This window comes from Paenibacillus macquariensis (genome assembly GCF_900156375.1).
GTDB lineage: Bacteria > Bacillota > Bacilli > Paenibacillales > Paenibacillaceae > Paenibacillus_AQ > Paenibacillus_AQ macquariensis.
Genome location: NZ_FTNK01000008.1, coordinates 54240 through 67518 on the forward strand (window position 1 = coordinate 54240; position 13279 = coordinate 67518).

The 13279-nt window shown below is 37.8% G+C and carries 4 protein-coding genes; all 4 read left to right on the forward strand.

Annotation, left to right across the window (positions count from 1 at the left end):
- The first annotated feature begins 37 nt into the window (after nucleotides 1-37).
- The 4 genes from BW961_RS15480 to BW961_RS15495 all read left to right on the forward strand — a co-directional run bounded on the left by BW961_RS15480 (nucleotide 38) and on the right by BW961_RS15495 (nucleotide 13152).
- Entirely contained in the window at nucleotides 38-3301 is a 3264-nt protein-coding gene (locus BW961_RS15480) for a non-ribosomal peptide synthetase (RefSeq protein WP_068579281.1), read from the forward strand.
- A gap of 170 nt (nucleotides 3302-3471) precedes the next feature.
- The gene (locus tag BW961_RS15485; protein ID WP_068579283.1) at nucleotides 3472-4431 is read left to right on the forward strand and encodes a Gfo/Idh/MocA family protein; all 960 of its coding nucleotides are present in this window, start codon (nucleotides 3472-3474) and stop codon (nucleotides 4429-4431) included.
- A 95-nt stretch (nucleotides 4432-4526) separates the two neighbouring features.
- Entirely contained in the window at nucleotides 4527-8429 is a 3903-nt protein-coding gene (locus BW961_RS15490) for a non-ribosomal peptide synthetase (protein WP_068579285.1), read from the forward strand.
- Nucleotides 8430-8448: 19 nt separating this feature from the next.
- On the forward strand, nucleotides 8449-13152 hold the full coding sequence (locus BW961_RS15495) for an SDR family NAD(P)-dependent oxidoreductase (RefSeq protein ID WP_068579288.1): 4704 nt from the start codon (nucleotides 8449-8451) through the stop codon (nucleotides 13150-13152).
- Nucleotides 13153-13279 lie beyond the last annotated feature (127 nt).

Consider the following 13279-nt stretch of genomic DNA (forward strand, 5'->3'; position numbering starts at 1 on the left):
ACAGTTCTCATCAATATAGAAATGGAGGTTGCAATGCATGGATGAGCGGCATACTTATGAACTGTCACATGGACAAACGCGCTTCTGGATTCAGTCACATATGAGTCCAGGAAGCAGTGTTTTGAACCAAGCGATCGCAATTCGGATTAATCAGCATGTCTATGACCAGTACTTGAATCTTGCACTACATAAAATAATTGAACGGCATTATATCCTACGTACTATATTTACAATAGTAAATGGAGAGCCGAGGCAGATTATTTTACATCGTTTGGATGTAGAGATTCCTGTGATCAACCTCTCAGTCTTGGATAAGGAAAAGAGATGGACTGAAGCGCAAAAAGAGCAGTTAGCTCTTACTGAAAAACCATTTGATCTAGAACGTGGGCCTTTATTGAGAGCATGCTTAATCAAACTTGCAGAAGATGATTATATTTTTTATATTTGTATGCATCATATTATTGAAGATGGCTGGTCTATGAACTTGTTTTTTCATGAGCTTTTCACGATCTATCAGGCTCTAAGGGACGATGTGCCTGTCATACTGCCAGAGTTGCCGGTTCAGTATGTTGACTATGCGCATTGGCAGAATCAAATGGTATCCAAGGGGAAGTTCCGGAAGCATGGTGATTATTGGCGAGAGAAACTTGCTGGTGAATTGCCAATTCTTGATTTGCAGCTCGACTTTGTTCGGCCCACTAACAGGACAACATCATCCGGGGTGGAGAAGATCGTTGTAGAGCCGGAAGTATGTAAAAGACTTAAACAGTTGAATACAACATATGGAACCACTATGTTTATGGCAATAGTCGCTTGTCTTAACATTCTATTAAGCAAGCTAACGAATCAAAATGAGTTTGTTATCGGTACTCCGATTTCAGGCAGAAGCAATAAACATGACAAAAACTTAATTGGTTTATTCGTAAATACGATTGTGCTGCGAAACCACCTGGAGGTCGGGGGTAAATTCTCTGATTTTTTGCAGCAAGTGAAAATAAATTGTGTGGAAGCATATGCTCATCAGGATTATCCCATTGATAAATTGCTGCAGGAACTCAACATTTCTCGCCAGATGAATCGGGCGCCTCTTTTTGATGTATTAATCAATTTTGCTTCCAGTTTCAGTGGAGAATCCGATTTCGGCGGGAGGATGTTCGAAAAGATCCAAGTTGGGGATAGAGCGGAGATCAATGAGTTCGATCTAACGGTAATTGTTGAAACAGTTGATGACTCAATGGTGATTACACTCAATTATGCAACGGATTTGTTTATGGCTGCTACGATGCGTCGTATTGCCGAAAATTTCTATCGTATTATTGTCAATGTTGCAAAGAACCCGGATCAGCTGTTGCGGGACATTGATTATCTATCTACAGAAGAGAAAGTAGTTATTAGCAAAATTAATCAAACATCAAAAGATCGCCCCCAAGGCTCCACGATTCCTTCACTAATTACCATGCAAGTGGACAAGACCCCACATGCAGTATGTATTGTTGAAGATAATAAGCGGCTGACTTATAAAGAATTGCATACCCAATCGAACCAAATAGGAAACCTTCTGCGTGAATACGCCATTCAACCCAATCAGTTGGTTGCTGTTTTAGTAAACAGGGGAACGAGGTTGCTGGCTGCAATTCTGGGCATACAAAAAGCTGGAGGCGCGTATGTCCCTATAGACCCCGCTTATCCACAAAAGCGGATTGAGTATATGCTTATCGATAGTGGCTGTAAAGTGCTGATCATGGAAGAAAGATATTTTGAATCGATGATTAATGTTTTGCCTAATAGTATAGACACAGTGATCTGCATAGACGAAACTGAGGAATTAACTACAGCTATTTCAATATACAAACGAGAGATAGCCAGTGATTCCTATCAGTTGCTGAAAGCTTCCAGCCAATCTGTTTCGTTCGACGATTTGGAGTTGATCGCTGTAGAAGATGACTTGGCGTATGTCATGTATACCTCCGGATCTTCAGGAAGTCCCAAAGGGGTTATGATTACACATAAGACAGCGCTCAATTCGTTGTTGTGGCTTCAAGAGGAATATCCTTTAAGTGAACATGATGTATTGGCGCAAAAGACGACTATGGGCTTTACTGATTCAGTTGCGGAATTTTTTTGGCCATTGATTGTAGGGGCGCAAATGACTATTATCCCTTCAGATACAGTTAAAGACCCTTTGAAACTGTATGATTGTCTAAAGAATAATAGGGTAACAGTGACTCAATTTGTTCCATCCCTGTTAGGTGTTTTTTTAAGTGTTGCACGTAGAAAGGGCGAGGATAATCCCCTGCCCGATTTAATATGGGTCTTTTGCGGCGGAGAGGCTTTGCCGGTAAATATGGTACAGGAATGGTACACGATCTTCAACAAGGCGAAACTAGCTAATATTTACGGTATGACAGAGTCAGTGGCCTATGCAATCAATTATATCATCGCGGGAAAGCCTGATTCTAGACAACTGCGGATTCCATTGGGACGACCGATATCAAATACTCATGTATACATTCTGAATCGTGAAGGCCAGATTGCTGGATTTAATACGCAAGGTGAGATTTGCATTGGTGGTGCAGGGATTACAAATGGATATTGGAATAGGCCTGATCTGACCGATTACGCCTTTACTGTCCATCCGCAGTCAGGAGAGAAGCTTTATCGTACTGGAGACTTAGGTTACCTTAGGCCTGACGGAATGTTCGAATATATGGGAAGGAAAGATGACCAAGTAAAAATTCGAGGGTTCCGTGTAGAAATGAAGGAGGTTGAGAAGGCGGTGGTCAGCTGTTCTCTTATAGAAGAGGCAGCGGTAGTCCACTATACGGAAGAAACGGGCCTTATAGGACTGATTTGCTATTATACTGCAAAGCAGGCGGGCGTTAATCCCGAGGAAGTGAGAGAACATTTAAGGGAATTGATTCCGGATCATATGATTCCAAGCCATTTTGTACAATTAAATGAATTGCCATTGTCATCTCATGGAAAAGTTGATCGTAAGAACCTTCCGATGATTGAAAGACAAAATTATGCTGAAACGGAATATCAAACTCCAGATGATATAGTGGAGCGAGCATTAGCGGCTATATGGGAAGAAGTGCTTGAAGTTAGCCATATAGGAGCTACACACAATTTCTTCTCGCTCGGAGGACATTCGTTAAAGATAGCAAAAATTATATTCAAGATTCAGGAATTCATGAACATAAATATAACGTATAAAGAATTTTTAGAGCATCAAACCATCCGATTACTTGGAAATTTAATCAAAGACAAAATTAGTGCTGACATGGATATATCCGTTTGAGGATAGCAAAAGTAGTCTTAGTTCGGTTATTTACTGGACGAAGGCTGTTTTTTGTGAAATCCCTTTTTAATTTCTGATTTTTTCCATTATATAGATGTTTTGTTTATATAATAGTATAATGAATACATTTGGATGAGTTCTAAATATACTTTAAAAAAGGGAGCGTTTAAATGATAAAAGTTGGGATTTTAGGAACGGGATTTGGAAAACATCATGCGGAATTGTATAAAAAAATAAATGGCTTTGAACTGATAGCTATATATGGAAGAGACGAAGTTAAGCTGGGGGAAATTGGAGAGAGGTTCAATATTAAAACGACTACGATTATCAACGAGATCATTCAAAATTCGGAAATTGATTTAATTGATATTTGTTTGCCTACTTCACTTCATGCTAAATGGGCGATTGAAGCGTTGAAAAATAATAAAAATGTTTTTTGCGAAACGCCTTTAACTTATCAACTAGAGGAAGCTGAGGAAATAAAGAAAGCTGCGGAAGCGTACAATAAAGATGTTTTTGTGGATTTGTTTTTTAAATTCTCTACCCCACACAATATCGCTATAAACAAAATAAAAAATAACGAACTAGGAGAAGTGGTTTCTTTTAGTTCATATAATAAAACTGCACCTAATTGGGGCGACCTAAGTCTTAGTAAAAATGTCTCAGACTTTCATACTCATAATTTTGATTTTCTACTAGAAATAATGGGACTTCCTCAAGAAGTTTTTTCGAATGGAATTGATTTGGGTAATAAGTCAATTGTTGTAACTACACTAAACTATGAGAATAAAATAGCTAAAATTGAAAGTTATACAAATCTACCTAAAAGTTCGCCGTTTTTAATCGGATTTGAAATTATTTGTGAAAGAGGAACGATCAAATTTGATGCACAGTATGGAGAACATACTAAAGAGGAATTTGTCATTTATTATAACGATGGAAGCAAAGAAGTACTGAATCCACAAATGAAAGATGATTATGAGGAAGTAATCAAGCATATTATGCATTGCATAGAAAATAACGAAAAAAGCAGTTACCTTGATATTTCATCTGCAATTGAGGCAATTAAAATAAAAAACGCTGTATTGAGGTCTCTGGAAGCTAAGCAATTCGTACGTATTGGCCAATAGGTTGACATGAAATGAGCACAAGAAACAGAAACACGGCTTTCCTGCGGGATCCATTATTCACCATTAGAACATGAAAAAAGAGGGATGGTTATTTAATGAATGATATTTTGAAATGGATTTCAGGATTGTCAACCGAGCAACGCAAGTTTTTTGAACAGTTTCAGAAGGAGGATGAGGTCTGGGAAAATGAATATACGCCTCATGAACATCGTACTCGTAACTGTATAGAGATTGCAGTAAAAAAAGAGTACTATCCAGCTACATATGCTCAAAAAAGAATGTTTATTATGAATCAACTTGAGGGGCTAGACCCAAGTTACAATATTTCGAGGGCATTTGTTATTAAGGGTGAACTAGATAAGCAGCGGTTACATAACGCTTTCATGGAGATCGTATGTAGACATGAAGCATTAAGAACCTCGTTTGAATTGATAGAAGGTGAAATAGTTCAGAAAATTCATACCGCTATTGATTTTGAAATTAGTGAAATTGAAGTTCGCGAGCATGATGTAGAAGGTGTATTAAGACAATTTATTCGTCCGTTTAACTTGAGTCAAGCTCCGCTACTAAGAGTCGGACTCTTAAAGCTTTCTGATCATACGCATATTTTGGTTTATGATAAGAGTCATATCATATCGGATGGCGTTTCGACAAGTATTCTTATTAAAGAATTTTTAAGCCAATACAACGGTCAGAAATTACAAGCAATCAAGTTGCAATACAAAGATTTCTCTGAGTGGCAAAACAAATTGGTAGAGTCTGTAGAGATGAAGAAGAAGGAAGATTTTTGGCTTGAAATGTACAGAAAAGAGCCGACTTTGTTGAAGCTTCCAATTGACTTCCCAAGGCTGGGAATGAAGGACTACAAAGGTGAATCATTTGAATGCAACGTTAGCGAAGAGACAGGAGCGAAATTAAAGGAGTTTGCAGCTAGGGAAAACACATCTTTGTTTGCCCTTCTACTGGCAGCATATAAAATAATGTTGTCAAAAGTATCAAGCACCGATGATGTGATCGTGGGCATACCATCTGCAGGAAGGGCTCATCCCGAAGTACAAAATGTAATAGGCATGTTTGTGAATACGTTGCCTATAAGAAGCAATCCTGATGAAATGAAAACTTTTCCAGAATATGTGGAGGAAGTAAAGAATATCCTCACCAATGCAATAGACAATCAGGATTATCAATATGACATGTTGCTGCACAGGCTTGGCATCAAAATGGATAAGGAAAGAAATCCGCTATTTGACACCATATTCAACTCGCAGAATTTTGCTGCTGACGAACGAATACTGAATGAAAATAATCGTGATCATCTCTCGTTTACATCATTAGAATTTGAAAATAAAACAACGACATCTGACTTAACCATTTATTATTCAGATTACAATGGAATTATACGTTTTTTATGTACCTACCGTACGAGTATATTTAAAAACACAACGATCGAATACATGATGGGCGAATACATAAAGCTGCTTGGAATAATAGCTGATCAACCAGCAAAGTTAATTAAAGATTATAAAATATTCAGTAGAACGAGTTTGAGACAAAGAAATAATACACTTATGGCAACCCCGTATGAACATTTTGAACTCGTAAATGAGAGGATATCAATTGCGGATTGCTTTGAGAAGCAAGCCGAGAAATTCGCATTTAAAACGGCTATAAAAAGCCTTTCAGGAGAATTGAGCTACAGTAGTTTAAACATGAGGGCCAACCGAATTACACAATACATTTTGGATAGCAGAGGAAATACAAACGCAACCGCTGCGCTGTTGTTTGAGCATAGATCCGATATGATAATCGGAATATTGGGGGTGGTAAAATCTGGGAAAATATTCGTACCGTTGGATCTGAATTTCCCGGAGGAACGCTTAGCATACATGCTGAAGGATTCTGGAGCGGACATCGTATTGTGCAACTCGAATACGATAAGCCTTGCACGAAAGCTAAAAGATTTACATGGCGATTCCATTGAGATCGTAAATATTGAATCCATATCTAACAGTAATCCAAGTGAGAATCCCAGACTAAATATTAATCCAGATCAGCCGGCATTTATTTTATACACATCAGGTTCTACTGGAAAACCTAAGGGAGTCGTCCAAAATCATATTCATTTTCTAAAGCTGATGCGCAGTTATATCAATAATCTGCATATTAACAGTGAAGACAGGTTGGTGCTGCTCACTTCCTACAGCCACGCAGTGGGAATTATCGATATATTTAGTACCTTGCTTACCGGAGGGACTATATATCCATTTGATTTGAAAACTGATGGGAATCTGAAAGACTTGGCAACGTTTATGGAAAAAGAAAAGATTACGATATTCCATTCCGTACCTACAATTTACAGATATTTCATTAATGAATTAAGTGAAGGCGAGATCGTAAAGCATTTGCGCTTAGTTGTTTTAGGCGGAGAAGCAGTACTGAAAACTGATGCCGAAAAATATATAAAATATTTTAATGACAAGTGTTTGCTAGTAAATTTTTTGGGCGCCTCTGAAGTAATGGTAGCAACATTTAAATTTGTTGACAAGCATATAGAACTTTCGGGTGAGACGGTATCAGCTGGCTATCCGATTGATGAAGTGAATGTGTTAATTGTCAACGAGAATAATGAGGAAGCGAGAACTTACGAAGAAGGTGAAATCATATATGTCAGTGAATGCCTTTCTCTTGGTTATTGGAACTTACCTCATGCAACAGCCAACGTATTTGTACCAAATCCTCTAGCGCATGAAGGAAGAGTATACAGAAGTGGAGATCTTGGACGGATTTTACCGGATGGAAGTATTGAATACATTGGCAGGAAAGATAATCAGGTTAAAATCAGAGGACAGCGTGTTGAATTAAACGAGATTGAAATGATTATGGACGAAATAAAAGGAATACAGAAAAGTATTGTGACTGCAGTAAAAGAAAATATCGACAATACCGTGTTAGTAGGCTACTTCGTACCTGGAGACGGAATCCATATATCTATCCATGAATTAAAACAAAAGTTGGCTTCAAAGTTGCCTTTATATATGGTGCCTGCATATTTTATGCCATTAGACGAGCTTCCTTTGACTCCAAGCGGAAAGATTGATAGGAATAAACTTTCACATTTAGATACATCTAAAGTTTCAGCGCATGAATACACCGCTCCTACAAACGATATTGAAAAGACCTTGGCAGACATATGGATGGACGTTCTGGAGAACGAAGCAATAGGAATTCACGACGGATTTTTTGATATTGGCGGCAACTCACTAAAAATTTTAAAAGTTCATTACAAGTTGGATCAAATCTATCCGGGGAAACTAACGGTGATAGACATGTTTTCCAATCCAACCATATATGCTTTGGCGCAAAAAATTCAATCGGTTGTTAGTAGCAAGGCAGACAATATTTCAATTCAATCTATAATCTTGCCTCCAGCGTATTTTACCTATCGAGAAGCGGAAAGTAACTTCTATGTGTTTAAGCTTAGCATCATAGATCCTCTCTTTAATAAAATGAAAGCAATCGCTCTCCATGAGAATATTCAAGTTATGGATATAGCTGTATCCATGTGCATCTACTCGCTTGCAGAAATTTCAAATCAAGAGGAAGTTACCATTCAGACGATGTTGAAGGAAAAAGGCAATATAAGTCCTTTAACGATTAACTTGACCAAAATAGAACGTATAGAGGAACTTTTGCATACAGTTCGGGAAATGGTGCAGCATGAAAATAGATACGATACGTATCACATTAACGAAGTCAAGAAGATTAAAAGGCAACATAACAAATTTGCTATAGTACCTATATTTGCCGATAAAAGTCTTTTATGCGCAACGGACAGTTTATGGGACTGGTATGATGTGATTTTTAAAGTGGATGTAGATGCTCAAGGATTAAATCTATTATGCGAGTTTAGCAGACAGCTAACATACGAATCTGCAAAATATATAGCGGATAATTATGTAATGGCAATCGAGGCTTTAGTCGAGCGTTTTGATCATTGAAGAAGTGAAGGAGACAATAATGAGGGGAAAACTCTTGAATATAGAAGGGATAAGAAAAAATAAATCCCAAAGCAGTTGGAATATGGAAGAAGTGAATTTGAAGGATATAGCGATAATAGGAATGTCATCAAAATTCTCTTTGTCAAACGACTACAATGATTATTGGTCAAATATCGTTAATAAAGTTGAATGTTTTAGAACTATACCGCCAAGCAGAAAAAGAGATGTTGATCAATATTTAAGTTATCGAGAGGAAGGCAAATGGGAGTACGAACGGATGCCATACCTTGAAGAAATCGATAGATTTGATTATAAGTTTTTTGGCATAAGTCCCAATGAGGCTAAATTAATTGATCCCAATCAAAAAATATTTTTGGAAGCAGCCTGTAATGCCATCTATGATGCTGGTTATAGCTCTAAAATGCTTAGAGGAAGCAAAACGGGAGTATACGTTGGATTATCAAAAGAGCTGATGTATACCAAGCTTCTGGATGAAATAATGCCTTCATCCTATCCCATTTATTATCCTTTGAATTTGTCATCGTATATTCCAGGTAGAGTGTCGCATTTTTTTGATTTGATTGGCCCTAGCGTAGTTATTAATACAGCATGCTCGTCCTCGTTGGTTGCTGTGCATACCGCTTGTCGCGCAATTAAATCGGGCGAGTGCGACATGGCAATAGTCGGGGGGGTAAGCATAAATTTATTTCCTGTGGAGGGTGGAGCAAAATTAAGTATAGCGGCACCAGACAACAAGGTGAAAACATTCGATGACAATGCTAGTGGAACAGCTTTTGGGGAAGGCGTAGCCGCAATTGTACTGAAGCCGTTATATAAAGCGCTCGAAGATAAAGATAGTATCCATGCCATTATTAAAGGAAGCGCTGTCAACCATGATGGCAGGTCGATTGGAATTACGGCGCCAAATCCCCAAGGGCAAGTAAATGTATTAGATAAGGCTTGGAAAGATGCTGGAATTAATCCCGAGACATTAACTTATATCGAGGCGCATGGGACGGGTACCCAATTGGGCGATCCTATTGAAATTCAAGCCATTCAGAATGCATTGATGAAGTACACCGATAGAAAAAGCTTTTGTGCTGTAAGTTCGGTAAAGCCCAATATTGGCCATCTGGATTGCGCTTCTGGGATTGCTGGCTTAATTAAAGCGGTAATGGCATTAAAAAATAAAAAACTTCCGCCTTCCATAAATTTCAACAGTCCCAACTCGAAAATAAAACTTCAAAACTCGCCAGTATATATTAACACAGAGCTAGAGGACTGGCATACGGACGGCAATCCGAGAAGATGTGGTGTAAGCAGCTTTGGAATGAGCGGTACAAATTGTCATGTGGTACTTGAAGAAACTGATCATAATATCGAACAAACAAGCAAGCGCAGTGAGGGTGCTTTTCTATTTACTTTATCAGCCAAGAGCGTTGAGTCATTAAAAAATACGATCTCAACTTATTATGCTTTCTTGCTAAATAACAGAGACTGTTTGAATTTGGAGGATGTTTGCTTCACCTTGCATACAGGCAGGGATCACTTGAATCACAGACTTGCAATCGTAACCGAATCAATCAGTGATTTGCTAGTAAAGTTAAAGCCTTTAATCAATACTGATTTGAGCAGCAAAGCAATGAAAGAGATTTATTATAACGAAGGAAATTCTATTGGTTCCAAAAAGGACGCATTCATTAAAACAGAGAACGAACTTCTTGTAGATGAATTATGCAATCGATACATGAACGGTGAGGAAATGGACTGGGATTTGCTATACAGTAATAAAAAACCTTCCAGAATAAGCTTACCTGGTTACTTGTTTGAACGCACCCAAAGCTGGATTGAAATCCCTTCGACATATGTAGGCAATCGGAGTTTCAACCAAAATACTTTACAAAAGGGTATGAGTGCGAAGGCAAATGAAGATCGTTTATTTAGTCATGTTTCATGGAAGCTTGAGGAAATTGGGGATGAAAAAAATAGTTATGTAGATGGTGGAATCTTAATTCTAAAAGATGAATTGGGCATAGGTCAGGCGTTAGCTCAAAAGTTTAGAGCCATCGGCAGGACTGTATTTGAGGTTGATTTAGGCAAAGAATGCAAGCGAATAGATGGTCACAGTCTTATCATAACTGGCGACATGGAGGGCTACGAGGTACTATCCCAAATCATAAAAGAAAATGACATATCGCAACTAATTCACTTGTGCTCTTATGCTAAGGATACCCAAGTTGACACTTTAGATCAGATTAATCATTCCATGAAAAACGGTATGTATAGTTTATTGTATTTCGCAAAGTCCATGATTAAAAGCGAGTTAAAGCAAGCGATGGAAGTCGTATTGGTAACAAACTATGTTAACGAAGTAACGGGAAATGAGAAGTGCATTAAGCCTGAGAATGCTGCAATGATTGGTCTCGGTAAAGTGATAGAGCAAGAAGTGCCACACTTAAAATGCAGATGTATCGACATTGATGAGTTCATTCTGGCAGAAGACATCTTTCGCGAAATAAACAAAGCCGGACAAAAATTTTGTACGGCGTACCGTAATGGTAATCGATACAATGAAGTATTTGGAAATAAGGAGCTAATTGAAGTTTATGAAGATAACAAAAAGATAAAGGAAAATGGAGTTTACATTATAACAGGTGGCCTTGGAGCAATCGGACTGGAAATTAGCAAGTATGTCTCAACCAAAAATAAAGTAAAGCTTGCTTTGATTAATAGAACGATGCTTCCTGAACGCGATGAATGGAAAGATATTTTAAAAAATAGCAAAGATACATCGGTGTGTAACAGAATTAATACCATCCTGGAAATTGAGAAAGCAGGCTCTGAAGTAATCTGTTACGCTGCAGATGTTTCTGATATCAATCAGATGAAGTGGATCATACTGGATTTAAAGAACAGATACCAAGAAATAAATGGAATTATACACACTGCAGGAGTGGCTGGTGGCGGATTAGTTGCAAGTAAGACGGAAGAAGCGTTCAATCGTGTCATTTATCCCAAAGTACATGGTACTTGGATAATAGATTTGCTCACGAAGGACGAAAATTTAGACTTTTTCATTAACTTTTCATCCATAACCGCTCTCTTGGGTGGGGCGGGACAGAGTGATTATACCGCTGCCAATTCCTTTCTGGACACCTTTTCATACTACAGAAACAAGCAGGGGAAAAGGACGACAACAATCAACTGGGCGGGTTGGAAAGAGATTGGGATGGCCGTAGAACACCATGCAAATTTTGATTCAGCATTTAAAGTATTAGACACGGAGACAGCTTTGTTTGCTTTTGATCGAATACTTGGCAGTGATGTGAAAAGGGTAACGGTTGGTGAAGTGAATTCTGAGTCCAGTGTAACTTTGGTTAATTTTCAAGACATCAAAATAAGCGGCCGAAGTGAAGGTATTTATTCGGATACAGAAAGGGCAATAGCTCAAACATGGGGAGCAGCTTTAGGAATTAGGGAAATAAGCATACATGATGATTTTTTTGAATTAGGCGGCAACTCTCTGATTGCGGTAAGGATGGAAGTCGAGTTGCATAATAAGGGAATCCCTATCAATTTTTCAGATTTAGATGATATTAGTACGATTGAGCAATTAGCTGCATTCGTGGATCATATTGAGATTGAAGCAGGTGCTATCGACAAAACATATGAACATGACACGATCGGCAACACGGAGGAGTATCGATTACATGGCGTTACTCCAACGATTATAGAGAACATCGAACCATTTAATGATGTCTTTTATAAGAATTGTTTTTACAACTCGGCATTCCCTGTTATTAGAAGCTTAGGAAGAAGCATCGTACCTTTTTTAATTAATGATGTTGTGAAATATGAATATGATGAAATCTCGCAAAAATTAACGACAGACTACGTGCAATGTGCCAAAGTGGATGAACTCATGGCGTTTGAAGGCATTCAAATGAATACTAAAGCGGTATGCGAAGATGTTGTTGCCGATCTGAGAACCGCTATTGATAATGGAATGCCTACTATCATATGGATCGATTGCTTTTATGAGCCAATACGGGTAGACACCTATCAAAAGGAACATCTGGAACACACCCTTCTGGTATACGGCTACAAAGAAATGGATCAGACATTCAATATTATTGAGCATAGGCATAAGGATAACCTGAGTTATGAGCACCGCATAATTAGCTATGCAGATCTGACTAATTCTTACTTGGGATTTGTAAATCAATTATCATCAACAACAAACGAGAATATTTCTTTTTATTCATTTAACTTACTCCATAGTAGCGATGCGTTCATCCAAACGACTAAACAATATGGTTCAATCTTCATAAGGAATATGCTCAAAAAGCAGATTGATTTATTTGATGGGATCGAACAAATAAATACGTTTAAAAAGCGGTTTATTCAGATCTCACAAAATGAATCGGAATTATCCGTATGGTCGGATAATCTGATTGCTGGATTCAATCAAATCATTAATTCCAAACAAGTGGAAAAGTATAAGGTCTCATTGCTTTCAGAGGAAAATGCAAGTATTAAAGAAGCAGTCATATTAATAGAGAATATCATTCATAATTGGAAGCAAGTAAGAGCAGTAATTGCAAAGTATATATATGCGAGAGTCTATAATAGGTCTTCGGTTGATTCTATGTGTAAATGTATTGAAACTATCTATGAACTTGAATGTAGCTATGTCCATTTGTTTATAAATACAAATCGTTAGAATAGTCAAGATAAAAGGAACGTAATGCTAGACTCAAGCACCGTATAATTCATAATTATCAATGTTTTTGTAGTCAGAGGTTTCTTTTATATACTGAAAATATTGTAAAATAAAAAAGGTTTTAGGA